Origin of the sequence: Streptomyces sp. NPDC020807 (assembly GCF_040641575.1) — a bacterium.
Classification (GTDB): domain Bacteria; phylum Actinomycetota; class Actinomycetes; order Streptomycetales; family Streptomycetaceae; genus Streptomyces.
The window spans coordinates 81,553-106,572 of the sequence record NZ_JBFADU010000011.1 but is presented as its reverse complement, the minus strand read 5'-3'; the positions used below and the strand labels follow the sequence as shown (position 1 = coordinate 106,572).

The window sequence follows — 25,020 nt, the reverse complement described above, 5'->3', positions numbered from 1 at the left end:
GGCACGGCAGGACCCTAGGAGGATTTGAGTGCCGGGGCCGCGTGACGGCTCCGGGTGCCGAGATGGTGGAAGAACAGGTTGAGCAGGACGGCGACGAGCGCGCCCGCGCTGATGCCGGATCCGAGCACGGTCTGCGCCCAGGCCGGGAAGTCGGCGTAGAAGGTGGGTGCGGCGAGCGGGATGATGCCCGCTCCGAGCGCGACGGCCACCAGGATGATGTTGGAGCTGTCGTCGAGTCCGGCTTCCGAGAGGGTGCGGATGCCACTGACCGCGATGGAGCCGAAGAGGACGATGCCGGCGCCACCGAGGACGGGCATCGGGACCATGGAGACGACCGCGCCGAGGACCGGGAAGGCACCGAGGACGATCAGGGCGGCGCCGGCGACGGCGACGACGTACCGGGAGCGGACCCGGGTCAGCGAGACGACGCCGACGTTCTGCGCGAAGGCCGAGGTCGGGAAGCCGCCGAAGACGGGGCCGAGGAGGGTCGCGATGCCGTCGGTGCGCAGTCCGCGGGTGATGGTCCTCCCGTCGCTGCGGCGCTCGCAGATCTCGCCGAGGGCGAGCATGCCGGCGCTGGACTCGGTCATCAGGACCAGCATGACGATGCAGAGCGAGAGGATCGCCGCGGGCTGGAACTCGGGGGCGCCGAAGGCGAAGGGGGTGGGGAGCGCGGCGACGGGCGCCTCGCGGAGGGCGGAGAAGTCGGCCATCCCGAAGGGGATCGCGGCGAGGGTGCCGATGAAGAGGCCGAGGAGCAGGGCGATCTGCTTCACGAAGCCCTTGCCGAAGCGCTGGAACAGCAGGACGACGACGAGGGTGAACGCGGCGAGCGCGAGGTACTTCATGGCGCCGAAGTCGGCGGCGTTCTTGTCGCCTCCCTGGGCCCAGCTGACGGGCACGGGCATCAGGGTGACCCCGATGAGGGTGATGACGACGCCGGTGACGAGCGGCGGGAAGAAGCGCAGGAGCCTGCCGAAGAAGGGGCCGACGGCGAGGCAGAAGACGCCGGCGACCATCACCGCGCCGTAGATGGCGGGGAGTTGGTGCCCTGGGGCGCTGGTCTCCGCGATGGCGAGCATCGGGGCGATGCCGGCCGAGGAGGCGGCGTTGACGAACGGGAGCCGGTTGCCGGCGAAGCGCCGGATGCCGAGCGTCTGCAGGATCGTGGCGCAGCCGGCGATGAGCAGTCCGGCGGCGATGAGCCGGGTCATCCCGGCGGCGTCCAGGCCGACGGCCTGGCCGATGATGAGCGGAGGGGTGACCACGCCGGCGTACATGGCGGCGATGTGCTGGAGCGCCGCGGGGACGAGCCGCGAGGCGGGGAGCTTCTCGTCCACCGGATGGACCTGGTGGGTCGCGTCCGGCGGGGTGGAACACGGGCCTTCGGCGGATGCCGGCCCCATTGCAGGCTGTGCCATGGAGTTCCCTCCGGTCTGGCGCGGGCCCCGCCCGACTGCGGACGGGCGGGGCCGGCACTCAGATGCCGCTTAGAGGTTGGTCATGTCGACCGGGATCAGCGCCGTGGCTCCGTCGCGGAGGACGGTGGCCTCGATGAGGCCGTACATGCGGTCGGCGGCGTAGTAGACCTCGTTGTCGTTCTTCAGCCCGAAGGGCTCGAGGTCGACCAGGAAGTGGTGCTTGTTCGGGAGCGAGAAGCGGACTTCGTCGATCTCCGAGCGGTGGTTGATGATGCGCGTGGCCATCTGGTACAGCGTCTGCTGGAGGGAGTACGAGTAGGTCTCCGAGAAGGCCTCGAGCATGTGCTTCCTGGTCTGCTCGTAGGACCGCTCCCAGTTGGGCATGCGCTGCTCGTCGTCGGTCCAGTTGAACCGCCAGCGGCCGGACACCTGGGTCGCCAGGATGCGGTCGTACGCCTCCTGGAGGGTGGTGTACTGGTCCTTGATGTAGCCCCAGAACTCCGAGTTGGTGGAGTTCATGACGACGAGGTCCTTGAGGCCGGAGATGACCTCCCACTTCTCGCCGTCGTAGGTGATCTGGGAGACGCGGGTCTCCTGGCCCTTGCGGGCGAAGGAGTGGTTGACCTCGTCCGAGCCGATGAACTTGGAGTTGGCGTCCGAGGAGGCGATGCGCTCCCAGGAGTACTCCTCGATGCGGATGCGGGCCTTCTTGATCGGCTCCTGGCTCGTCACGAAGTGGCGGGCGAGGTGGATGCCGAACTGCTCGGCGGACTCGATGCCGTACTCCTTGGCGAACGCGAAGACGGTGTTCTTCGTCGTGTCGGTGGGGAGGCAGTGGGCGTTGGAGCCGGTGAGGTGGACGTCGTCGAGGTCGCCGGAGAGCGCGACGGAGACGTTCAGGTCCTTGATGTGGTGGGTGGCGCCGTCCCGCGTGATCTTGACGACGCGGTTCTCTGCTTTGCCGTACTGGTTCTGGCCGAGAATCGTGGGCATGTCTGCTAGCTCCCTCGGTAAACGGAGTAGCCGAACGGGTTGAGCAGCAGCGGTACGTGGTAGTGCTCGCCCGGCTTGACGGCGAACGTGATCGCCACCTCCGGGAAGAACGCACCGCTGTCCCTTACGCGGGGGGCGTCCTGCTGCGCCTCGGCTTGCTTCTTGGCGAAGTACGTCTCGGTCTCGAAGTCGAGACGTACGTGGGTGGTTTCTTCCGGCAGCGCCGGCAGGTCCTTGCAACGCCCGTCCGCGTCGGTGGCGGAGCCGCCGAGCGTGACCCACGCGGCGTCGGAGCCGCTGCGGGCGGCGAGCGTGATGGCGACGCCCTCGGCCGGGCGGCCCATGCTGGTGTCCAGGATGTGCGTGGACACGGATGCGGTGGTGTCGGTGCTCATGCCGAGCCCTCCTCTTCTACGAGACGGGTGAGACGGATGCGGTTGATCTTGCCCAGTTCGGTGCGGACGATCTCCCGCTCCGCCTCGGGCGTGTTGTCGATCCGGTCCCGGACCGCGTCCCGCATCTGTTCGCCGGTCTTGCCGGTGGCGCAGATGAGGAAGACGTGTCCGAACTTGTCCTGGTAGGCCAGGTTGAGTTCGAGCATCTCGGCCTTGAGTTCCTCGGAGGCGCCGGCCATCCCGCTCTGTTCGCGGGAGGAGGTCGGGTCCCCTGCCTTCGGACGACCGATCGGCGGGTGCCCCGCCATCGCCTCGGCCAGGTCCTCGGCGGTGAGCTCGGCCATGGCGGCGTCGCTGGCGAGGAAGAGGGCTTCGACGGTGGTGTACGGGCGCTGGGCGAGCAGCTTGCTCCCCCACGCCGAGCTGGAACACACCTCGTGGAGCGAGGCGACGGCCTCGCTGTCCGCCGAGGTGTTGAACCGGGCGAGGCCCGGTGTCGTACCTGAAGTCACGGGAAGCCTCCGTGGCTGTTTTTCGCTGTGCGTCGGACGGGCTGCGGATAGCTAACGCCCTCCGCAACACAACGTCAACACTTTGTTGAAAACTCGGCCACACAGAAGCCGCCGTCCCGACATCTGGACGACGACTTGGGGCCGAACATGATCAACTAGCCGTTCTCGGCGGCCTTTTCCCTGTTCAGGGCGGTTTCGCGGTTCAGGTAGTTGTATACGGTGAACCGGCTGACACCCAGTGCCCCGGCCACCGTCTCCACCCCGTGCCGGACCGAGAAGGCCCCCCGCGCCTCGAGCAGACGAACGACCTCCTGCTTGGCCTTGCGATCGAGTTCGGCCAGTGGCATCCCGTGCCGCCGCTCCATCGCCACGAGGATGTGGTCGAGGGACTCCGACAACTGGGGAAGCCGTACGGCGAGCACGTCCTCGCCCTCCCAGGAGAGGACGACGTCGTCGGCCTCCGCCTGCGCGGGGCCCAGCAGCTCCGCCCCCATCGCGTCCACGAGCGGCTTCACCGCCGCGACCAGCGGGTGTTCGGTCACTTCTCGCCCTCCCCGATCACGTTCACCTGGAGCGAGACGCGGGTGGCGCCGGCCGCGAGCGACTGCCGCAGCAGGGCGTCGACGGCGGTCAGCACCTCGTCGGCGCCGCCCTCCGCCGTGTTGCCGAAGGGGCCGACGTCGACGGCGTCCAATTGGGCCGACTGGATGACCTCACGCGCGACGACCGCGTGCGCCGGGGCCTCGTCGAGGTCGAACGGCTCGGTCGTGAACTCCAACTTCAAACGCACCATGACCCCACGCTACGGCCCCGATCCGGCGCGCGGGAGCCCCGGACCTGCGAGTACCGCTTGACAAGCGCGGCAACCCCCTTGCAACATTCCACCAGACAGAAACTTACTTCCGCGATACGGAAGGAGCGCACCCCTCATGGGATTCGAGAACCAGCGCTTCGATGTGAACCTGTCGATCCTCTTCACGGAACTCCCGCTCCTGGAGCGCCCCGCGGCCGCCGCCGCGGCGGGCTTCACCGCGGTCGAGCTGTGGTGGCCCTGGATCGACACCGCCACCCCCGAGCAGAGTGAGCTCGACGCCCTCAAGAAGGCTCTTGAGGACGCCGGCACCCAGCTGGTGGGCCTGAACTTCTACGCCGGGCAGCTCCCCGGCCCGGACCGCGGAGCCCTCTCCGTGCCCGGTGACGAGTCGGACCGCTTCCGCGCCAACATCGAGGTGGTCGCCGACTTCGCCGCCTCCGTCGGCTGCAAGGCGCTCAACGCGCTCTACGGCAACCGCGTCGAGGGCGTCGACCCGCAGATCCAGGACACCCTCGCCCTGGAGAACCTGGTCCTGGCCGCCCGTGCGGCGGACCGCGTCGGCGCGATCCTCCTCGTCGAGACGCTCAACAAGCCGGAGTCGCCGCTCTACCCGCTGGTGAGCGCCCCCTCCGCGATCGAGGTCGTCGACAAGGTCAACGCGGCGACCGGCCTCGGCAACGCCAAGTTCCTCCTGGACATCTACCACCTGGCCATGAACGGCGAGGACGTCTCCCGGGTCATCGCGGAGTACGCGGACAAGACCGGTCACGTCCAGATCGCCGACATGCCGGGCCGCGGCGCCCCGGGCACCGGCGAGCTCCCGCTCGCCGAGCTGCTCGACCAGCTCGCGAAGGCCGGTTACGACGGCTGGGTCGGCCTGGAGTACAAGGCCGCCGACGCCGCCGCCTCCTTCGAGTGGCTGCCTGCAGAGGCCCGCCCCGCCCGCTGACGCAGGCCACCTCCCCGTACCACCTTGTTTTGAGAGGCACCCTCACCATGAGCACTCTTCCCAAGATCGCTTGGATCGGCCTCGGCATCATGGGCTCCCCCATGTCCGAGAACCTCCTCAAGGCCGGCTACCCGGTCACCGGCTTCACCCTGGAGCAGGACAAGCTGGACCGGCTCGCGAAGGCCGGCGGCACCGCCGCCGCCTCGATCGCCGAGGCCGTGAAGGACGCCGACGTCATCATCACGATGGTGCCCGCCTCCCCCCAGGTCGAGGCCATCTCCTACGGCCCCGAGGGCATCCTGGAGAACGCGAAGCAGGGCGCGCTGATCGTCGACATGTCGTCGATCACCCCGCAGACCTCGGTGGACCTCGCCAAGAACGCCAAGGAGAAGGGCATCCGCGTCATCGACGCGCCCGTCTCCGGCGGCGAGGCCGGCGCGATCGAGGCCGTGCTCTCGATCATGGTCGGCGGCGAGCAGGCCGACTTCGACGAGGCCCTCCCGATCCTGGAGGCCCTCGGCAAGACCATCGTGCTCTGCGGCCCGCACGGTTCCGGCCAGACGGTGAAGGCCGCCAACCAGCTGATCGTCGCGGTCAACATCCAGGCCTGCGCCGAGGCCGTCGTCTTCCTCGAGAAGTCCGGCGTGAACCTCCAGGCCGCCCTGGACGTCCTCAACGGCGGTCTCGCCGGCTCCACCGTGCTGACCCGCAAGAAGGACAACTTCCTGAACCGGGACTTCAAGCCCGGCTTCCGGATCGACCTCCACCACAAGGACATGGGCATCGTCACCGACGCCGCCCGCAACGTCGGCGCGGCCCTCCCGGTCGGCGCGGTCGTGGCCCAGCTCGTGGCCTCGCTGCGCGCCCAGGGTGACGGCGGCCTCGACCACTCGGCCCTGCTCCGCGCCGTCGAGCGCCTCTCCGGCCAGCAGGTCTGACCCCACGCCCCCTCGCGGGGCCCCCGGATTTCCGGTCGGCGGCGGCGCTGACAACTGTCCTGTCGCGCCCAGGCGCCGTCGCCGACCGGAACACCCCACTTCCTTTTCAACAAACTGTTGACGCCATTCGGAACGTCTCCTTACGCTCCTGACACCGTCTCCAGTGCAGCTCCCGTACGGAAGGTCACGATGTCGAAGCGCGTGCTTACGACCGAGTCCGGCGCCCCTGTCGCCGACAACCAGAACTCCGCCACCGCCGGCGTCGGTGGCCCGATCCTCCTCCAGGACCAGCACCTCCTGGAGAAGCTCGCGCGCTTCAACCGCGAGCGGATCCCGGAGCGCGTGGTCCACGCCCGCGGCTCCGGCGCGTACGGCTACTTCGAGGTGACCGACGACGTCACCGCGTACACCAAGGCGAACTTCCTCGGTGAGGTCGGCAAGCGGACCGAGACCTTCATCCGCTTCTCCACCGTGGCCGACTCGCTCGGCGGCGCGGACGCGGTCCGCGACCCCCGCGGCTTCGCCCTGAAGTTCTACACCGAAGAGGGCAACTACGACCTCGTCGGCAACAACACCCCGGTGTTCTTCATCAAGGACCCGATCAAGTTCCCCGACTTCATCCACTCCCAGAAGCGCGACCCCTTCACGGGCAAGCAGGAGGCGGACAACGTCTGGGACTTCTGGGCGCACGCCCCCGAGGCGACGCACCAGATCACCTGGCTCATGGGCGACCGCGGCATCCCCGCCTCGTACCGCCACATGAACGGCTACGGCTCGCACACCTACCAGTGGACCAACGAGGCGGGCGAGGCCTTCTTCGTCAAGTACCACTTCAAGACGAACCAGGGCATCCGCTCCCTCTCCGCCGACCAGGCCGCCGAGCTCGTCGGCAAGGACGCGAACTCGCACCAGACCGACCTGCTCCAGGCCATCGAGCGCGGCGTGAACCCGAGCTGGACCCTGTACGTCCAGGTCATGCCGGCCGCCGAGGCCGCGGAGTACCGCTTCAACCCGTTCGACCTCACCAAGGTGTGGCCGCACGGCGACTACCCGCTCCAGCGCGTGGGCCGCCTGGTCCTCGACCGCAACCCGGAGAACGTCTTCGCCGAGGTCGAGCAGGCCGCGTTCTCGCCGAACAACTTCGTGCCGGGCATCGGTCCCTCGCCGGACAAGATGCTCCAGGGCCGCCTCTTCGCCTACGCGGACGCCCACCGCTACCGCCTCGGTGTCAACCACACCCTGCTGCCGGTGAACGCCCCCAAGGCGACCACGGCCCAGAACTACGGCCGGGACGGCTTCATGGCCACCCGCAACGGTTCGCGCCACGACAAGAACTACGAGCCCAACTCGTACCAGGGCCCGGCCCAGACCGACCTCGCGCTCTCCGCGCCGCTCGCGATCCACGGCTGGACCGGTACGCACGAGGCGCCCGCGCACACCAAGGACGACGACTTCTTCCAGGCCGGCGAGCTCTACCGCCTGATGTCCGAGGACGAGAAGAAGCGTCTGGTCGCCAACATCGCCGGCGGCCTCTCCCAGGTGTCCCGCGAGGACGTCATCGAGAAGAACCTCGCGCACTTCGCCGCCGCCGACGCGGACTACGGCAAGCGCGTCGCCGAGGCGGTCCGCGCGCTGCGCGAGGACTGACCACCGGGCAGTACCCAGACTGCGTGCGGCACCTGACGGGAGGTCGGTGCCGTGCGCGGTCCGGATCGCCGGCCCGAATGAGGGGTGGCCGGCGGTCCGGACAAGCGTGAGGACCGCGGTGGAGTCGAGCCAGTGCGGTGGTAAGGGCGGCCGCCCTCCTTCTTGACCTGAAAGAAGGAGACGGCGGACCGACCCGTCGACGCCACCGCGGTCCCAACGCCCACAGACCGCCGTCCGGCGGCGCGAACGACCCATTCTCGACGCAGCCCTCGCACTGCTTCGCAGGCTTCGGACAGCTGCGGCGGACTCCGTCCGCCCGCTACGGGAGCCCGCCCACAGACCGCCGTCCGGCGGCGCGAACGTCCTGTCGTGCCAGCCTCGCGCCGTCGGACGGTCATCAACGGGAGAGCGCGGAACCAGGTTTACGGTCCCTGGTTCCGCGCTCTTCTTCGTGTGCGCGGGCAGCGGTACGGGTTCCAGCGCATCGTTTCTGCGGTGAAGTTCCGCACCCGCTCGGGCGAGCCCGCAGCGGGGCGGCCCCGACCGTGACGCTTCCCGGGCTATCCACGAGTCATGATCAAGAACCTCGTGCGCGGACTCGCGCCGCTCGCCCTGATCCTGTCCCCGCTCGCCCTCCCCTCCCCCGCCCTCTCCGCCGGCGTCGTCCTCTTCCCCGACGCGCTCGCCGAGCTCACCGAGGCCGCCGAGGACCCGGACGGCTACAAGGAGTCGGCCTTCACCCACTGGAACCGGGGGCTCGACCCGGACGACGGCTGCGACACCCGTTCCGAGGTGCTCGTCGCCGAGGCCGACGAGGCCCCGAAGACCGGTGCCGGCTGCGTGCTGACCGGCGGACGGTGGACCTCGGCCTACGACGGCCAGCGCGTCAGCGACCCGGCCTCTCTCCGCGTCGACCACCTCGTCCCGCTCGCGGAGGCCTGGGAGTCGGGCGCCTCCGGCTGGTCGGCGGCCCGGCGCGAGAGCTACGCCAACGACCAGGGCGCCGCCGCGACCCTCGTCGCCGTCACCGCCCGCAGCCTGCGGCAGAAGGCCGGCCGCGACCCCGCGGAGTGGGTCCCGGAGGACTCGACGCGCTACTGCCGCTACGTCGGCGAGTGGGTGGGCACGAAGCTGCGCTGGGGCCTGTCCGTCGACAAGGACGAGATGGAGGCGCTCAAGCTCTTCGCCGACGGGCCCTGCGAGGAGACCGTCGTCATGCGGTCGAAGGCTCCGCAGTAGGAGCCTTCCGGTCGCGGCCGTCCGCGCGCACCAGCGCGAGCGTGACGAGGAGCGAGGCGACCGCGAGCGCCACCATGCCCGTGCGCGGGGACGTGAACTGGGCGACGGCGCCCGCGAGCGCCGCGCTCACGCCCTGGAGCGCCATCATCCCGGATCCGTGCAGCCCCAGGGCGTGCCCGCTCAGCTCCTCCGGCACCAGGCCCATCAGCCGCTCCTGGTGCAGGAGGGTCGCCCCGTACCCGATCGTCGCCAGGGTCACGAGGACGGCCGCGAGCGGCAGTCCCGGGTCGAGGGCGAAGACGAGGAACGGGGCCGCCAGGAGTGCCTGGAGGGGGTAGCGGAGCCGTTCGCGGAGCCGGGCGGGCAGGAAGCGGCCGACGACCGCGTCCCCGACGAGCATCCCGAGCGCGCCGCAGGCGTAGAGCAGGCCGGCGTGCTCGGGGGCGTACGGGACGAAGAGCGACTCGGCTCCGGCGATGAGCCCGTTCGGCACCCAGAGGGCGAGGTAGCAGCGGCGCCGGGCGGGCAGGGCCCACAGGCGGGCGTTGGTCCGCCAGGTCTCGGCGACCGAGGCCCGCCCGGAGGTGCGCGGCGGGCGAGCGTCCAGGCCGAAACGCGCCACGAGGGCGGCGGCGAGGTAGAGCCCCGCGCCGACGAGGACCGTGCCGCGCGGCGAGAGCACGGCGAGCAGGACGCCGCCGGCGGCGAACCCGGCGATCTGGCAGACGCCGGCCGACATGTTCGTCACCGAGCGGCCGAGGAGGTACCGCTCGCGCGGCAGGATCTCGTTGAGGAGGCCGTTGCGGACGCCGCCGCCGAGCGAGGCCGCGAGCCCCAGGACGAGGAGGACGGCGAAGACCGCCCAGGTCGGCACGGCGGGGAGCGCCAGGACGGCGGTGCCGACGGCGAAGAAGAGCGCGATGCCCGCGATGGCGGCGCGCGGCGGGACCCGGTCGGCCGCGGAGAGCAGGGTGGTCGCGCCGACGAGCTGGGCGAGCGAGGGGGTGAAGAGGGCGAGGGAGGAGAGGAGGGGGGAGCCGGTCGCGCGGTAGACGAGGATCGCGAGCCCGAGCCCGGCGACGGTGTGCGCGGCGATCTGGGCGGCGCCCGTGAGGAAGAGCGGGGTGAACTCGGGCGTGCGGAAGACGGCGCGGTAGGTGACGTCGTCTGCGGGAACGGGGCTCTCGGCTGACACGGAGCTGTCGCGGATGCGTGGGCTGGACATCCCTGGATTCTGCGGGCCGGCACGCGCCCGTGCATGTTGTTTTGCCGGGAGGCGAAACATCGGGCTGGTGGCGGATCGGGACGGACACCCTCGCGGGGAGCGCCTTCGTACTGTCTCCGCTCGCCGAGACGGTCGCCTCGCTCAAGACGCTGCACGCGGGCACGCCGACGCATCCGGGCGATCGGGCCCAGGGTGGACGGAGGCGGGCGCCGTGCTCGTACGGGCGCAGAAGGCGTGAGGCCCTGGGGCCGCAGAAGTGGCGGGCCCGGGAAGTGGCGGGGTCGGTCAGTCCGTTCGCGGTGTGTCGAGACCCGCCCAGCGGCGGAGTCCCTCGCCGAGGACGACGTCGTGGGTGAGGCCGGCGAGCTCGGCGCCGACCACCCGTACTCCCGGGGCCTTCGCCTCCACGTGGGCGGCCAGGGCCGACCAGTGGGCGGCGTCCGCCTCTTCGCGCGTCTCGTCGCCGAAGGGCTCGTCGGGACCGACGACCGTCCGGGCGGTGTCCTCGATGTCGGCGACGTCGAGGAGGTCGCGGAGGTCCCCGTCGCCCAGGACGGACTCGCTCCAGCCCCGGTCGTCGAGGAGGACCAGGGGCCGCCCGTCGGAGAGTTCGGCCTCCAGGCGGGCCGACACCGAGAGCTGCGAGGGGGTCGTCGCCACCTCGTCCAGTTCGACGTGGGTGACGAGGCGGGTGACGACGGGCATGGGGTGCGTCCTCTCGGAAAGGCTCTGGATCCGCCGTCGAACGGCCCCCGGCGCGATGCACCGAGGGCCGTTCGGCGAGGTCACAGCCTAAGAGGTCACAGCCTAAGAGATCGCGGCCTCGTCAGACCTGGAGGGCCTTGATCGCCGTCGGCGCGTGGCCCGGCTCGGTGGCCAGGTCCTCGAACTCGGTGACGTCGCTCATGTCGACCGTCTTGCTCATCGCGATGTTCGTGATGCGCTCCAGGATCGCCTCGACGACGACCGGGACCCGGTGCTCGACGGCCAGCTTCTTGGCCTGCTCCAGGGCCTCGCCCAGCTTGTCCGGGTCGGTGACGCGGATGGCCTTGACGCCCAGGCCCTCGGCGACCTTGACGTGGTCGACGCCGTAGACGCCGATCTCCGGGGTGTTGATGTTCTCGAACTCGAGGTTGACCTCGAAGTTGATGCCGAGGTTGCCCTGCGCCTGCCGGATCAGACCGAGGTAGGCGTTGTTCACGAGGACGTGGACGTAGGGGACCTTGTGCTGGGCGGCGACCGCCAGCTCCTCGATCATGAACTGGAAGTCGTAGTCGCCGGAGAGCGCGACGACCGGGGTCTCCGGGTCGGCGGTCGCGGCACCGATGGCGGCCGGGATGGTCCAGCCGAGCGGGCCGGCCTGTCCGCAGTTGATCCAGTGGCGCGGCTTGTAGACGTGCAGGAACTGTGCGGCCGCGATCTGGGAGAGACCGATGGTGGTGACGTAACGCGTCTCCGGGCCGAAGGCCTTGTTCATCTCCTCGTAGACGCGCTGCGGCTTCATCGGGATGTCGTCGAAGTGCGTGCGGCGCTGGAGGGTGGCCTTGCGCTCCTGCGCGGAGGCGGCCCAGGCGGAGAAGTCCGGCAGCTTGCCCGCGGCCTTCCACTCCTTGGCGATCTCGATGAAGAGCTCCAGGGCGGCCTTGGCGTCGGAGGCGATGCCGAAGTCGGGGGCGAAGATCTTGCCGATCTGGGTGGGCTCGACGTCGACGTGGACGAACTTCCGGCCCTTGGTGTAGGCGTCCATGTTGTAACCGGTGTGGCGGTTGGCCCAGCGGTTGCCGATGCCGAGGACGAAGTCCGACTCCAGGAAGGTCGCGTTGCCGTAGCGGTGCGCGGTCTGGACGCCGACCATGCCGGCGGCGAGCTCGTGGTCGTCCGGGATGGTGCCCCAGCCCATGAGGGTGGAGATGACCGGGATGCCGGTGACCTCGGCGAACTCGACGAGCAGGTCGGAGGCGTCGGCGTTGATGATGCCGCCGCCGGCGACGATCAGCGGGCGCTCGGACTCCAGGAGGAAGCCGAGGGCCTTCTCGGCCTGGGCGCGGGTCGCGGACGGCTTGTAGACCGGCAGCGGCTCGTAGGTCTCCGGGTCGAACTCGATCTCGGTCAGCTGGACGTCGATCGGGAGGTCGATGAGGACCGGGCCCGGGCGGCCGGAACGCATGAGGTGGAAGGCCTGCTGGAAGACGCCGGGGACCTGCGCGGCCTCCAGGACGGTCGTCGCGGCCTTGGTCACCGGCTTGGCGATCGTGGCGATGTCGACGGCCTGGAAGTCCTCCTTGTGGAGCTTCGAGACCGGGGCCTGACCGGTGATGCAGAGGATCGGGATCGAGTCCGCGATGGCCGAGTAGAGGCCGGTGATCATGTCGGTGCCGGCGGGACCCGACGTACCGATGCAGACGCCGATGTTGCCGGCCTTGGCACGGGTGTAGCCCTCGGCCATGTGGGACGCGCCCTCGACGTGGCGGGCCAGCGTGTGACCGATCCCGCCGACGTTCTTGAGCTCGCGGTAGAAGGGGTTGATCGCCGCGCCGGGCACGCCGAAGGCGGTGGTGACGCCTTCGCGCTTGAGGATCTCAACGGCCGCTGCGGCGGCGGTCATACGAGGCATGGGAGTGCTCCTGCTTCGGCCGGTCGGATGCGGGCGCGCGGGCGGCTCGTTGGCTCGCTCGCGACCTGTTTCCGTAATGCGGAAATACTGTTCTGCTATACGGAAGCAATGTAGGTCGGCTTCCGGAGAACCGTCAAGAGAAGTCCGGGCGAACGGCCTCCTCCGGGCGGCCGTTGGGTGGACGATGTGGCGGGGCTGACGACAGGGGGGTTGGTGTTGTGGGTGAGTCGAAGGCGATAGAGATCCGGTGTCCGGAGTGCCTGCGGACGCAGATGTACGCGCCGCCCGCCTTCCCGTGCCCGTGCGGCGCCCCCGTGGCCCCGCCGGTGACGGCGGGCGCGGCGGCCGAACCGATCACGGACCGGAACTGGGCCGACCTGTGGGTGACCGTGCGCTGCGGGGCCTGCGGGCGCGAGGACGACTGGCCGCAGCCGGAGCTGGGCTGCGCGTGCGGGACGGTGCTGCGGATCGCGGTGGGCCCGACGGGCGTGGCGGGGGCGGGCGGGGACGGGACGGGGTCCGAGTCGGGGCCGGGGTCGAGGTCGGGGCTGGGGCCGGGGTCGGGGATGGGGCCGGGATCGGGGATGGGGCCGGGATCGGGGATGGGGCCGGCGTCCGCGTCCGCGCCGGAGGAAGCGGATCCCTCGCGTCGCGAGCCCTCGCCGCGCGAGATCGCGCCGTTCGATGAGCCGCTGCACGAGGCCCCCGACCCCCGACCCCCGCTGCCGCCGCGCAAGGCACCGCCGTCCCCGCCCGCCGGGGCTCCGCCCGTACGCTCCCGGCTGCCGGAGCCGGGCTCGGACTGGTTCGGCCCGGGCCCGACGCGCCACGACGGCCCGGACGGGAGTACGGGTACGGATACGGGTACAGGCGGAGGCTCGGGTACGGGTGCAGGCGGAGGCTCGGGTACGGGTACGGGTACGGGTACGGGTACAGGCGGAGGCGCCGGCACGGGCTCAGATCCCGGTCCGGACGCCGCACCCGCCTCCCCCGCCCTCCTCCCCTTCGCCGAACGGCACCCGGCGCGCGGACCCGGGCCGTCGCCCGCCGGCCCGCGCCCGTCACCGACGCGCGGCGCCTTCCGGCCGGTGGCCGTCAAGACGGCGCAGGACGCCGTCACGGCGGCGGCGGCCTACCTCGGCTGGCTCGGGTTCCGGGACGTAGTCCAGCCCGAGGAACGCCCCGCGTCCGGCATGGACCTGCGGGCGCCGGGGCTGGTCGCCGAGGTGGACCCGGGCGCCCGCCCGACCGGCGTCCGCCCCGTGGAGTGCCTGTGGCTCACCGGTCTGAGCGCGCCCGTGGCGAGCGTCGGGGTCTTCTTCTCGCTGGCGGGCTACACCCCGGAGGCCCGGCGGCGGGCGACCGAGATCGGGCTCCCGCTCTTCGTCCTCGACCTGTCGGGTACGCCGCAGCCGGTCAACCCTCCGGCGGAGGACCTCGCGGCGGGAAGCCCGTGACACCGGGGCGCGCACCGCTTCCCCCACGGGATCCGGCCACGCGAGGGTGACGATCACGGTCCGCCGGGCAGAACACTCCGGGGGGGGTGGCGTCATGCCGACGGGGATGTGGTGGTTCATCGGGGTGGCCTGCGGCGAACTGGTGGTCGCCGCCTGGCTGTTGCGAACGCGCAGCCGGGAGGACGGGTCGTGGCCGGCGGATGACGAGCCGCCGCCGCAGGCGCTCGCGCTGCTGCGGGGAGGACGGCGGGCCGCCGTGACGGTCGCGCTCGTCGCGCTCCACCAGCGCGGGGCGGTGGCGGCGGGCCGCAAACGTACGATTCGGGCCAACGGCGGTCCGGGCCGGACCCGCGACCCCGTGCAGCTCGGGGTGCACCGGGCGCTGCACCGGGCCCTGGAGCTGCGGAGGCTCGCCCAGCGCCCGGAGGCACGGCGGGCCGTGGACGCGCTGCACCACGAGCTCGGCCGGGCGGGTCTCCTGAGACCGCCCGGCCGGCTGCGCGCGGCACGTGCGCTGCTCGCCTGCGTGCCCCTGACGGTCGGGGCGGGCCTCGTCGTGCCGTGGCCGGGCGAGCGGGGCGGCCCCGTCCCCGTACCCCTGGCGCTCGGCATCGCCCTCGTACCGGTCGCCGCGGCGGCGCTCCTGCTGCGCCTGCCGCCGTCGACGCCCGCCGCCCACCGCCTGCTGGCCGCCCTGAGGGAGCGCCACCCCCTGCCCGTCCACCGCCGCGAGGTGACGGACGGGCGCCTGGTCCAGCTCTACGTGGCGCTGTACGGAGACCCCGCCCTCGCCCTCTTCCTCCCGCGCTTCGCCCGTGACGGCGGCCTCCTCGACCGCCCGGAGCGCCCCACCGGCGGCCGGCCGTCCTAACGTTCCGTCGGCGGTGGCTCGGTGGCGCGCCGGTAGCGGTCACCGAGGGCACGGACGAGTTCGACGAGTTCCGGGGGTTCGGTCACCGTGAAGTCGGCGCCGAGCAGGCCGAGATGGACGGCGAGCGCCTCGACGCTGTCCGCGCCGGTGTCCAGCAGGCAGTGGGTGTCGTCGACCGCCGTGACGGTGCCGATGGCGGGGTTGATCCGTTCGGCGAGCCGTTCGGCGGGCGTGTGGACGACGACTCGGGCGCGGTACCGCCAGGCGGCCGACGACACGCCCCGGCGCACCTGGTCGACGGCTTCCTCCGGGAGGTCGCGGGGGACGAACCTGGGGCCTGCCGGTGTGCGCGGGTGAAGGCGGTCCACCCGGAACGTCCGCCAGCCGTTCCGCTCGACGTCGAACCCGACGAGGTACCACCGGCGTCCCCAGGTGACCAGCCGGTACGGTTCGACCTCGCGTCGGCTCTCGGAGCCGTCGTGGCTCCGGTAGTCGAAGCGCAGGCGCTCGTGGTCCCGGCAGGCGGCGGCGAGGGCGCTCAGCGTGTCGGCGTCCACCCGCGGGCCCGGGTCGTCGCGCGGCACCGCCTCGGCGTACCGCCTGAGGGCGTCGACCCGGTGCCGGAGGCGGGCCGGCAGCACCTGTTCCAGCTTGGCCAGTGCCCGCAGCGAGGTCTCCTCGACCCCGGTGACGGTGCCCCCGGCGGCGGTCCTGAGCCCGATCGCCACCGCGACCGCCTCCTCGTCGTCGAGGAGCAGGGGTGGCAGCGCGGCTCCGGCTCCGAGCCGGTAGCCGCCCACCGCGCCGCGGGTGCCGTGCACCGGATAGCCGAGGTTGCGCAGGCGGTCCACGTCGTTGCGGACGGTGCGGGTGCTGACCGCCAGCCGTTCGGCCAGCTCGGTGCCGGTCCAGTCGCGAGGCGTCTGGAGGAGTGAGAGCAGGCGCAGGAGTCGCGCCGAGGTTTCCAACATTCTTCGGAGTCTGCCGACCTATTAGGAACGTCTCTTGCCTAAAGGAATCCTACGCTGACGACCATGACGAACGACACGACCGCCCCGTTCCGGGTCGACGCACCGCAGTCCGACCTCGACGACCGGTCGGCTGGCTGACCACCACGGCCGCCGCGGCGGCCCGCTGACTCCCCATCGGGCCCGCTCAGGCCCGTTCAGGACCTCTCGAACCCTCAGTCCTCAGTCCTCAGTCCCCCTGCGCGCACGCGCACGGAAGGAATTCCCATGTACCTCGTCATCGGTGCCACGGCTCACTTCGGACGTCAGGCGGTGGAGGAGTTGGTCGCCGCGGGTGCCCCGGTGCGGGCGCTGACCCGCACCCCGGAGCGGGCCGCGCTTCCGGAGGGCGTCGACGTCGTCCAGGCCGATCTGACCAGGCCCGAGACGCTGCCGGCGGCGCTGGCCGGCGTCGAGGCCGTCTTCCTGGTCGTGCAGTACGGGATGGACGTCGCCCCGCTGCTGGCGGCCGCGAGCCGGGCCGGGGTACGGCGCCTGGTGTTCCTGTCCTCGGGCGCGGTCGTGCCGGGCGCCGACCGGCAGCCCGACGTGATCGCCCAGTACCACCGCGACGTCGAGCGGGCCGTCGAGGCGACCGGAATCGAGTGGACGTTCCTGCGACTGCTCTTCCCCGCCGTCAACTCGCTGACGTTCGCGATGCAGCTCCAGGGCGGTGACGTCATTCGCGCGCCGTACACCGAGGCGGCCTTCAGCGCCGTGCACGAGCGGGACGTCGCCGAGGTCGCCGCGCGGATCCTGATCGACGGCGGGCACGCGGGGCTGGCCTACGACCTGACCGGTCCGGAGTCGCTGACCCAGGCGCAGCAGGTCCGCGTCCTCGGTGAGGCGCTGGGGCGCCCGCTCACGGTCGAGGACCTCGACCCGGCGCCCGTCCTCGAGCAGATGAGCCAGTTCATGGACGCCGAGTTCCTGGCCGCGCTGTTCGCGCTCATGGCCCAGGCGGTCGGCAAGCCCGCGCCGGTCAACGACGTCGTCGAGCAGATCACCGGCCACCCCGCGCGGACGTACGCCCGGTGGGCCGCGGATCACCGGGCCGACTTCGGCGGCTGACGGCCGGGCCCGGCGGCTGAGGTCCCCCCCTGTGGCTGAGGCCGACCCCGGCGGCGACCGCATTCCGGTGGCCGACGGGGTCGGGCCATACTGTCGTATGCGCATCAGAGCGGCCGCTCCGGCCGAACTCCCGCTGCTCCAGGACATCGAACGGGCGGCGGGCGAACCGTTCCGTTCTCTCGGGATGGGGGCTGTCGCGGACGACGACCCACTGCCCCTGGACGTCCTGGAGGCGTACCGACGCGAGGGGCGGGCCTGGGTCGCGGTGGACGCGGACGACCGGCCCGTCGCCTATCTGCTCTCCGACACCGTCGACGGCGCCGCCCACATCGAGCAGGTGTCGGTGCACCCCGACGCCGCCCGGCGGGGCGTGGGCCGGGCGCTGATCGAGCACCTGGAGGCGGCCGCCAGGGAGCAGGGCCTCGCGGCCCTGACCCTGACGACCTTCAGCGAGGTCCCGTGGAACGCCCCGTACTACGCGCGGCTCGGCTTCCGCGCGCTCGACGACTCCGACCCGGCGCTGACCGACGGCCTGCGCGCGATCAGCCGCGCGGAGGCCGCCCACGGCCTGTCGGCCTGGCCGCGGATCTGCATGCGCCGGGAGGTCCGGGTGCGCACGGAGGTGCCAGCGCCCGGCGCCGTCTAGAGGGTGTCCTGCCGATCAGCCCGGCATGACCGACAAGACACCCCATCGGCAGGACACCCCCTACGACCTGTCCGACCCTGATCCGCCGGACAGGCCCTGCCCGGCCCCGCCTCCGAACCGCTGCCGCAGTTCGACCTTCCGCACCTTGCCGCTGACCGTCATGGGGAACTCGTCCAGGACCTCCACGCGGCGCGGGATCTTGTAGTGCGCGAGGCGGTCGCGGCAGAAGGCCGTGACCTCCTCCAGGGTCGGTGGGTCGGCGGGGTCGCGGGGGACGACGCAGGCCAGGATCTCCTCGCCGTAGCGCGCGTCGGGGACGCCGACGACCTGGACGTCGGCGATCTTGGCGTGCCCGTAGAGGAACTCCTCGATCTCGCGCGGGGAGATGTTCTCGCCACCCCGGATGATCATGTCCTTGATCCGGCCGACGATCTGGACGTACCCGTCCTCCCGCATCACCGCGAGGTCGCCCGTGTGCATCCACCGGCCCGCGTCGATGACGTCGGCGGTCTTCTCCGGTTCGTCCCAGTAGCCGAGCATCACGCCGTAGCCGCGCGTGCGGAGCTCGCCGGCCTCGCCGCGCGGGAGGGTGATGCCGGTCGCCGGGTCGACGACCTTGACCTCGACGTGCGGCATGACCCGGCCGACCGTTCCCGTGCGCCGTTCCAGGTCGTCGTCGCGGCGGGTCTGGGTGGAGACGGGCGAGGTCTCCGTCATGCCGTAACAGATCGACACCTCGGCCATGTTCATCTCGGCGACGACCCGCTTCATCACCTCCACCGGGCACGGCGAGCCCGCCATGATCCCGGTGCGGAGCGAGGAGAGGTCGTACGACGCGAAGTCGGGGAGGCCGAGTTCGGCGATGAACATCGTCGGCACCCCGTAGAGCGAGGTGCAGCGCTCCTCCTGTACGGCCCTGAGGGTGGCCGCCGGGTCGAAGGAGGGGGCGGGGATGACCAGGCAGGCGCCGTGGGACGTGGCCGCCAGGTTGGCCATCACCATGCCGAAGCAGTGGTAGAACGGGACCGGCGCGCAGATCCGGTCCCGCTCCGTGTAGGCGATCATCTCCCCGACGAAGTAACCGTTGTTGAGGATGTTGTGGTGGGAGAGCGTGGCTCCCTTCGGGAAGCCGGTCGTGCCCGAGGTGTACTGGATGTTGACCGGCTCGTCGCAGGAGAGCGGCTCGGGGCGCGCTCCCCCGGCCGTACGGGCGAGGAGCGCGTCCCAGCTGGGGTCCCCGAAGTAGACGACCTCCCTCAAGTCCTCGCACTCTCCCCGCACTTCGTCGACCATCGCGCGGTAGTCGCTCCCCTTGTGGCGCAGGGAGGCGAAGAGGAGGGAGATCCCCGCCTGGTGGAGCACGTACGCCAACTCGCTGGCCCGGTAGGCGGGGTTGATGGTGACCATGACCGCGCCGATGCGGGCGGTGGCGTACTGCACGAGGACCCACTCGGCACAGTTGACGGCCCAGATCCCGACGCGGTCGCCCTTGCGGACGCCGCTGCCGAGCAGCGCGTCCGCCAACCGCTCGACGTCGGAGCCGAATTGCGCGTAGGTCCAGCGGCGTCCCGTCGGGACGTCGACGAGGGCCTCGCGGTCGGGCCAGGTGGCGACGGCCCGGTCGAGGTTGGCCCCGACGGTGTCGCCGAGGAGGGGCGTGTCGGAGACGCCGTGCGCGTACGCGAGGTTCACGAGAGGTCCCCTTCGGCGTACTCGGTTCCGCCGCCCTCGGCGGTGAGGCGGCGCAGCTCGACGCGCCGGATCTTTCCGGAGACGGTCTTGGGCAGCTCGGCGAACTCGATGCGGCGGATCCGCTTGTACGGGGCGAGGACCGCGCGCGAGTGCGCGAAGAGGGCGCGGGCGGTCTCCTCGCCGGGCTCCCAGCCGGCCGCGAGGACGACGTACGCCTTCGGGACCGCGAGCCGCAGCGGGTCGGGGGCGGGGACGACGGCGGCCTCGGCGACGGCCTCGTGCTCCAGGAGCGCGCTCTCCAGCTCGAAGGGGCTGATCTTGTAGTCGGAGGCCTTGAAGACGTCGTCGGAGCGGCCGACGTAGGTGATGTAGCCGCTCTCGTCCCGGGCACCGATGTCCCCGGTGCGGTAGTAGCCGCCCGCCATCGCCTCGGCCGTACGCTCCGGGTCGCCGTGGTAGCCGGTCATGAGGCCCACCGGGTGGGCGGAGAGGTCGAGGCAGATCTCGCCCTCGTCCACGCCCGGACGGCCGCTCACCGGGTCGACGAGCGTGACCCGGTAGCCGGGGCTCGGACGGCCCATGGAGCCCTCCTTGAGCGGCTGGCCGGGGCTGTTGGAGACCTGGACGGCGGTCTCGGTCTGGCCGAAGCCGTCCCGGATGGTGACGCCCCAGGCGCGCCGGACGGAGTCGATGACCTCGGGGTTGAGGGGCTCGCCCGCTGCGACGACCTCGCGCGGCGGGGTGGTCAGCTGGCCGAGGTCGGCCTGGATCAGCATCCGCCACACGGTCGGCGGGGCGCAGAAGCTGGTGACGCCGTGCTTGTCCATCTCGCTCATGAGGCGGGCCGGGTCGAAGCGCGTGTAGTTGTGGATGAAGACGGTCGCCTCGGCGTTCCACGGCGCGAACAGGTTCGACCAGGCGTGCTTGGCCCAGCCGGGCGAGGAGATGTTGAGGTGCACGTCGCCGGGCTTGAGCCCGATCCAGTACATCGTCGCGAGGTGACCGACGGGGTACGAGGTGTGGGTGTGCTCGACGAGCTTGGGGCGGGCGGTGGTGCCGGAGGTGAAGTAGAGCATCAGCGTGTCCTCGGCGAAGGTCACGCCGTCGGGCGTGAACGCGTCGGACTCGCGGGCCGCGTGCTCGTACCCGAGCCAGCTCACCCCGTCGCCGCCGATCGCGATGCGGGTGTAGTCGCCGGGGACCTCGTCGAACTTGGCGATGTCCTCGGCCCTCACGATCACGTGGCGGGCGCGGCCGCGCTCGACGCGGTCGCGGAGGTCGGCGGGGCCGAGGAGCGGGGTGGCGGGGATGACGACGGCGCGCAGCTTCATCGCGGCGAGCATGGTCTCCCACAGCTCGACCTGGTTGCCGAGCATGACGACGATCCGGTCGCCCGCGCGGACGCCCTGGCCGCGCAGCCAGTTGGCGACGCGGTTGGAGCGGGCGGACATCTCGGCGAAGCTGACCTTCGCCTCGGAACCGTCCTCCTCGACGATGTGCAGCGCGGTCCTGTCGTTGCCGGCGGCGATGACGTCGAACCATTCGAGCGCCCAGTTGAAGCGGTCGAAGCGGGGCCAGACGAAGCCCTCGTACGCCGTCTCGTAGTCCTCGCGGTGCCGGAGCAGGAAGTCCCGGGCGTCCCGGAAGTCCTCGGTGGCGCCCGTCGGGCCGGTCGGGCTGGTCGGATGGGGCACGCTCGCTGCCGTCATGTGTCGTTCTCCTCGTTGCGGGACCGGTCCCCGACATCGTGTAATCGGTGACCCAGGTCTCACTACCCCCATTCGGGGGTGAAGGAGTGGTTCCGTGTCCGACCAGACGGATTCGGTGGAATTGCGCGCGGCGCTGCTGCGGCTCCGCCGCGCCACCGGGCTGCCCGTGGTCTTCGGCGGCCTGCTCCAGGAGGGGCTGTCGGTGCGGATCGCCGAGATGAGCGGGGCGGTGACGCCAGCGCTGCACGGCCTGACGGTCTCGCCGGGCTCCGGACTCGGCGGGAAGTGCCTCGCGCTGTCGCGGCCGTGCGCGGTGACGGACTACGCGTCGGCGCGGCACATCACCCACGAGTACGACCTGCCGGTCTCGGCGGAGGGCCTGCGCTCGGTGATCGCGGTCCCCGTGGTCGTACGGCGCAAGGTGCGCGGGGTGCTGTACGGCGCGCTGCGCGAGTCGCTGCCGATCGGCGAGCGGGTCTTCGACGCGGCGGTGGCGGCCGCCCGCGACGTCGAACAGGCGCTGGCGGTACGGGACGAGGTGCGCCACGCGACGTCGGCGCCGGCCGGCGGGCCGTCCTGGGAAGAGGTCCGCCAGGCGTACGGGGAGCTGCGCGAACTGGCCCCGCAGGTCCTCGACCCGGCGGTCCGCGACCGCCTCCTGGCGGTCTGCGGCCGCCTGGAATCCGCCTCCGGCACGGTCCCTTCCGTCCCGGGCGTCCTCCTCACCCCGCGCGAGACGGACGTCCTCGCGGCGGTCGCCTCGGGCGCGACGAACGCCACGGCGGCGGAGCGCCTGGGGCTGCGCCCGGAGACGGTGAAGGGCTACCTGCGCTCGGCCATGCGCAAGCTGGGCGCGCACACGCGCCTGGAGGCGGTGGTGGCGGCGCGGAGGGCGGGGGCGCTGCCCTGAACAGCGCGTGCCGCCGGGCGCCCTGACACGCCCCCCACGCCCACAAGCGCCACGCACCCCCGCACCCCTCCCCGCGAGCCGATGTTCCGCTCATCAGGTGTTCTCCGCCCCGGGCCCGCTCACCGTGACGGTCGAGTCCGCGGACCCGGTGCCCACGCCGCGCTTCCTCGTCACCGCGACCGAACGGCCCGACTGCCAGGGCCTCCTGGACTCCCACACCGCCGAGCGGGCGCTCAGCGCGACGGCGACCGGCCCGTGGGCGCCCGTACCCGTGTCGAACCCGCCCGCGACGACCCCGCCCTCATCGGAACAGCCCCCTGCTCACGACCGGAACGCTTCTGCTCGCCCTCAGGACCCGGTCACGCCGGGTTCACGGTGGACGACGTCGTACGGAACACCCGCCGGCACCGTGACGCGCAGGGTCCGTTCCGCCTCGGCGGTGAGCTCGGCGCGCTGGGCCCGGGTGAGGCGGGCGAAGGGTTCGAGGGTGAGGGTGGTGCGGTCCTTCGCCTCGTCGAGGAACCAGAGCCCGGCGAGGAACCCGTCGAGGAGGAAGACCCGGCGGGCCTGGTTGCCGCTCCAGGTGCGGGAGCGGTGTTCGGCGGGGACGACACGGGTGCGGTCGGCGTGCGAGAGCAGGAGGTTGTCGAACTCCGGGAGGAGCCGCGCCGGGGCGGGGGTGTCCTCGTCGGGACGGGGCGCGTCGGGCAGGTCGAAGAGCTCGGTGCCGCGCTCGCCGCGGAAGACGAGCAGCCGGGGCCGGAGCCGCTCGAAGGCCGGGGCGAGACCGGTGAGGCCGCACCAGGTCTGCATGTCCTTGACGGAGGCGGGCCCGAAGGCGCCGAGGTAGCGGAGGACGGTCGCGTCGAGGTCGGCGGCCTCCGGGGCGGGCCCGTCGAACCAGGCGTCGACGGTGGTGAGCGCCACCTGCCCGCCCCGCCCCCACAGCCCGCGCGGGGTGACCTGGACGAGCGGGAGCAGGCAGCGGGCGGCGAGGGAGAGGGACTGGGGGTCGGCGTCAGGCCATTCCTCGAGGAGTTCCTCGCGGAGCTGCTTGGGCGTACGGGGCTTCTCCTCGACGAGGGCGCGGGAGACGGCGGCGAGCCGGTCGAGGTCGACGCCGTCGAGGCCGCCGCGGGAGACGAAGATCGCGAGCTCGCGGTCGATGGCGCCGGGCTGGACGAGTCGGCGCAGCGCGACGGCGTCGCGGGCGGTGTGGGTGTGGACGGTCGACCGCATGGTCACGATGCGGGCGACGGCCCGGGACTCCATCAGCCCGGACAACTCCTCGGGCCGGAAGCCGTCGAGGCGGGCGGCGAGGGCGTAGTACGGGGGCTTGGTGTTCTGCGCCTGGAGCCCGAGGAGATGGGCGACGGCGTCCTCGGCGGCGAGGGGCGCCCGGCGCAGGAGGAGCTGACGGTCGAGGGTGGCGCGGTTGAGGGCGCGGGGGCTGAGGGTCGGGGGATTCGCCGTGGTGACCATGGGGAGACGCTACGACGGAGGGTACGGAAGCCGCGCGTCCATTCGACCTCGGGCACGCCGCGTATATCCTTCCCAAACGCACCCAAATCACCACCCGGATCACCACCCGGATCACCACCCGAGTCACCACCCGGATCACCACCCGGATCGCCACGGGCGAACGCAGAGGAGGCCGAGACACGTGCCGGACCGCCCGGACCGCTCCGACCGCCGCCCCCGAGCGGCCTGGCGCCGCCACGCGGAGCCGCCGCTGCCCGACCCCGACACCCCACCGCCCGCCACCGAGCGGCCCAGCGTCGTCCAGGCGAGCCTGTACCGAGAGGGCAGACGGGTGGCGTCCCCCGCCACGCTCGCGGACACGTTCCGCCGGCTGCGAGAGCACCCCGAGGGCATGGCCTGGATCGGCCTGCACCGCCCGACGGAGGCGGAACTCCACTCCCTGGCCGCCGAGTTCGACCTGCACGAACTGGCGGTGGAGGACGCGCTCGAAGCCCACCAGCGCCCGAAGCTGGAACGGTACGGCGACACGCTCTTCGTGGTCCTGCGCGCGGCCCGCTACCTGGACGCGCAGGAGGAGGTCGACTTCGGCGAACTCCACCTCTTCGTCGGCCCGGACTTCCTCATCACGGTCCACCACGGCGCCGCACCGGACCTGTCCTCGGTCCGCCGCCGCATGGAGGAGAACCCCGACCTCCTCGCCCTCGGCCCGGAAGCAGTCCTCTACGCGATCCTCGACGCGGTGGTCGACGGCTACGCCCCGGTCGTCGCGGGCGTCCAGAACGACATCGACGAGATCGAGACGGAGGTCTTCGGCGGCGACCCGGCGGTCTCCCGCCGCATCTACGAACTCTCCCGCGAAATGGTCGAGTTCCAACGCGCCACCCGGCCCCTGGTCGGCATGCTCCACGGCCTGATGGCCGGCTTCACCAAGTACGGCACGGACGAGGAACTCCAGCGCTACCTCCGCGACGTGGCCGACCACGTCACCCACACCAGCGAACGCGTGGACGGCTTCCGCCAGGCCCTCACCGACATCCTCACGGTCAACGCCACCCTCGTCACCCAACAACAGAACGCCGAGATGCGCGCACTGGCGGAGGCCGGCTTCGAACAGAACGAGGAGATCAAGAAGATCTCGTCGTGGGCCGCCATCCTGTTCGCCCCCACGCTGGTCGGAACGATCTACGGCATGAACTTCGACACCATGCCGGAGCTGCACTGGTCGGCGGGGTATCCCTTCGCGATCGTCCTGATGGCAGCGGTCTGCACGAGCCTGTACGTCATCTTCAAGCGGAAGGACTGGCTGTAGCCGGCCGGGCTGCCCCGGTGAAACGGTGTGATCACGGCGTCGGAACCGCCCTGGACAGCATCAGCCTGGAGGGGAACTTCCACGGCTCCGGAGCGTCCGTGGGGGCTGCGCCTGGCCGC

Annotated in this window: 23 protein-coding genes; 10 read left to right on the top strand and 13 right to left on the bottom strand. The window is 71.7% G+C overall.

Annotated features, from left to right (window positions below):
- Positions 1–14: 14 nt before the first annotated feature.
- The 6 genes from AB0G79_RS18540 to AB0G79_RS18515 all read right to left on the bottom strand — a co-directional run bounded on the left by AB0G79_RS18540 (position 15) and on the right by AB0G79_RS18515 (position 4,114).
- The gene (locus AB0G79_RS18540; RefSeq protein WP_360807608.1) at positions 15–1,421 is read right to left on the bottom strand and encodes a nucleobase:cation symporter-2 family protein; all 1,407 of its coding nucleotides are present in this window, start codon (positions 1,419–1,421) and stop codon (positions 15–17) included.
- Positions 1,422–1,490: 69 nt separating this feature from the next.
- Positions 1,491–2,414, bottom strand: coding sequence for a factor-independent urate hydroxylase (pucL, locus tag AB0G79_RS18535; RefSeq protein ID WP_360807606.1), 924 nt, complete (start codon positions 2,412–2,414; stop codon positions 1,491–1,493).
- A gap of 5 nt (positions 2,415–2,419) precedes the next feature.
- Positions 2,420–2,809: a hydroxyisourate hydrolase gene (uraH, locus tag AB0G79_RS18530; protein ID WP_360807603.1), complete on the bottom strand. Its 390-nt coding sequence runs from the start codon at positions 2,807–2,809 to the stop codon at positions 2,420–2,422.
- Positions 2,806–3,321, bottom strand: a complete 516-nt coding sequence (gene uraD, locus AB0G79_RS18525) for a 2-oxo-4-hydroxy-4-carboxy-5-ureidoimidazoline decarboxylase (RefSeq protein WP_360807601.1) — start codon at positions 3,319–3,321, stop codon at positions 2,806–2,808. The genes uraH and uraD overlap by 4 nt, the downstream gene beginning before the upstream one ends.
- Before the next feature lie 155 nt (positions 3,322–3,476).
- Entirely contained in the window at positions 3,477–3,815 is a 339-nt protein-coding gene (locus AB0G79_RS18520; RefSeq protein ID WP_360807779.1) for a helix-turn-helix domain-containing protein, read from the bottom strand.
- 44 nt (positions 3,816–3,859) lie between these two features.
- Positions 3,860–4,114 carry a hypothetical protein gene (locus AB0G79_RS18515; RefSeq protein ID WP_360807599.1) on the bottom strand — a complete coding sequence of 85 codons (255 nt, stop codon included), beginning with the start codon at positions 4,112–4,114 and terminating at the stop codon, positions 3,860–3,862.
- Between the two features lie 136 nt (positions 4,115–4,250).
- Between AB0G79_RS18515 and AB0G79_RS18510 the strand changes: the two genes are divergently transcribed.
- The 4 genes from AB0G79_RS18510 to AB0G79_RS18495 all read left to right on the top strand — a co-directional run bounded on the left by AB0G79_RS18510 (position 4,251) and on the right by AB0G79_RS18495 (position 8,908).
- The gene (locus AB0G79_RS18510) at positions 4,251–5,084 is read left to right on the top strand and encodes a TIM barrel protein (RefSeq protein ID WP_360807597.1); all 834 of its coding nucleotides are present in this window, start codon (positions 4,251–4,253) and stop codon (positions 5,082–5,084) included.
- 47 nt (positions 5,085–5,131) lie between these two features.
- A complete protein-coding gene (locus AB0G79_RS18505) occupies positions 5,132–6,022 on the top strand; it encodes a 2-hydroxy-3-oxopropionate reductase (RefSeq protein ID WP_360807595.1) in 891 nt (296 codons plus the stop codon).
- A gap of 189 nt (positions 6,023–6,211) precedes the next feature.
- Positions 6,212–7,669, top strand: a complete 1,458-nt coding sequence (locus AB0G79_RS18500) for a catalase (protein WP_360807593.1) — start codon at positions 6,212–6,214, stop codon at positions 7,667–7,669.
- Between the two features lie 573 nt (positions 7,670–8,242).
- Entirely contained in the window at positions 8,243–8,908 is a 666-nt protein-coding gene (locus AB0G79_RS18495) for an HNH endonuclease (RefSeq protein ID WP_360807591.1), read from the top strand.
- Here AB0G79_RS18495 and AB0G79_RS18490 read toward each other — a convergent pair.
- The 3 genes from AB0G79_RS18490 to gcl all read right to left on the bottom strand — a co-directional run bounded on the left by AB0G79_RS18490 (position 8,883) and on the right by gcl (position 12,747).
- Positions 8,883–10,133, bottom strand: coding sequence for an MFS transporter (locus AB0G79_RS18490; RefSeq protein WP_360807589.1), 1,251 nt, complete (start codon positions 10,131–10,133; stop codon positions 8,883–8,885). The genes AB0G79_RS18495 and AB0G79_RS18490 overlap by 26 nt on opposite strands.
- Before the next feature lie 285 nt (positions 10,134–10,418).
- Positions 10,419–10,838 (bottom strand): hypothetical protein, encoded by a 420-nt coding sequence (locus tag AB0G79_RS18485; RefSeq protein ID WP_360807587.1) that lies wholly within the window; start codon positions 10,836–10,838, stop codon positions 10,419–10,421.
- A gap of 121 nt (positions 10,839–10,959) precedes the next feature.
- On the bottom strand, positions 10,960–12,747 hold the full coding sequence (gcl, locus tag AB0G79_RS18480) for a glyoxylate carboligase (RefSeq protein WP_360807585.1): 1,788 nt from the start codon (positions 12,745–12,747) through the stop codon (positions 10,960–10,962).
- Between the two features lie 1,088 nt (positions 12,748–13,835).
- Between gcl and AB0G79_RS18475 the strand changes: the two genes are divergently transcribed.
- Together AB0G79_RS18475 and AB0G79_RS18470 are read left to right on the top strand one after the other, a co-directional pair.
- Positions 13,836–14,204, top strand: coding sequence for a hypothetical protein (locus tag AB0G79_RS18475; protein WP_360807583.1), 369 nt, complete (start codon positions 13,836–13,838; stop codon positions 14,202–14,204).
- A gap of 94 nt (positions 14,205–14,298) precedes the next feature.
- Positions 14,299–15,075: a TIGR04222 domain-containing membrane protein gene (locus AB0G79_RS18470; RefSeq protein ID WP_360807581.1), complete on the top strand. Its 777-nt coding sequence runs from the start codon at positions 14,299–14,301 to the stop codon at positions 15,073–15,075.
- Here AB0G79_RS18470 and AB0G79_RS18465 read toward each other — a convergent pair.
- Positions 15,072–16,046, bottom strand: coding sequence for a YafY family protein (locus AB0G79_RS18465; RefSeq protein WP_360807579.1), 975 nt, complete (start codon positions 16,044–16,046; stop codon positions 15,072–15,074). The genes AB0G79_RS18470 and AB0G79_RS18465 overlap by 4 nt on opposite strands.
- A 264-nt stretch (positions 16,047–16,310) precedes the next feature.
- On the opposite strand from AB0G79_RS18465, the gene AB0G79_RS18460 reads away from it, so the two are divergent.
- Both AB0G79_RS18460 and AB0G79_RS18455 read left to right on the top strand, forming a co-directional pair.
- Positions 16,311–17,153 carry an NAD(P)H-binding protein gene (locus AB0G79_RS18460; RefSeq protein ID WP_360807577.1) on the top strand — a complete coding sequence of 281 codons (843 nt, stop codon included), beginning with the start codon at positions 16,311–16,313 and terminating at the stop codon, positions 17,151–17,153.
- Positions 17,154–17,250: 97 nt separating this feature from the next.
- Entirely contained in the window at positions 17,251–17,799 is a 549-nt protein-coding gene (locus AB0G79_RS18455; protein WP_360807575.1) for a GNAT family N-acetyltransferase, read from the top strand.
- Positions 17,800–17,859: 60 nt separating this feature from the next.
- Here the strand turns inward: AB0G79_RS18455 and AB0G79_RS18450 are convergent, their stop codons facing one another.
- Both AB0G79_RS18450 and AB0G79_RS18445 read right to left on the bottom strand, forming a co-directional pair.
- A complete protein-coding gene (locus tag AB0G79_RS18450; RefSeq protein ID WP_360807573.1) occupies positions 17,860–19,491 on the bottom strand; it encodes an AMP-binding protein in 1,632 nt (543 codons plus the stop codon).
- On the bottom strand, positions 19,488–21,200 hold the full coding sequence (locus tag AB0G79_RS18445; protein ID WP_360807571.1) for an AMP-binding protein: 1,713 nt from the start codon (positions 21,198–21,200) through the stop codon (positions 19,488–19,490). Before AB0G79_RS18445 ends, AB0G79_RS18450 begins: the two co-directional genes overlap by 4 nt.
- Before the next feature lie 94 nt (positions 21,201–21,294).
- On the opposite strand from AB0G79_RS18445, the gene AB0G79_RS18440 reads away from it, so the two are divergent.
- On the top strand, positions 21,295–22,110 hold the full coding sequence (locus tag AB0G79_RS18440; RefSeq protein WP_360807569.1) for a helix-turn-helix transcriptional regulator: 816 nt from the start codon (positions 21,295–21,297) through the stop codon (positions 22,108–22,110).
- A 348-nt stretch (positions 22,111–22,458) separates the two neighbouring features.
- On the opposite strand, the gene AB0G79_RS18435 is transcribed toward AB0G79_RS18440, so the two are convergent.
- A complete protein-coding gene (locus tag AB0G79_RS18435) occupies positions 22,459–23,592 on the bottom strand; it encodes a winged helix DNA-binding domain-containing protein (RefSeq protein ID WP_360807567.1) in 1,134 nt (377 codons plus the stop codon).
- A gap of 250 nt (positions 23,593–23,842) precedes the next feature.
- Between AB0G79_RS18435 and AB0G79_RS18430 the strand changes: the two genes are divergently transcribed.
- The gene (locus AB0G79_RS18430) at positions 23,843–24,901 is read left to right on the top strand and encodes a magnesium and cobalt transport protein CorA (RefSeq protein ID WP_360807777.1); all 1,059 of its coding nucleotides are present in this window, start codon (positions 23,843–23,845) and stop codon (positions 24,899–24,901) included.
- Positions 24,902–25,020: the final 119 nt, after the last annotated feature.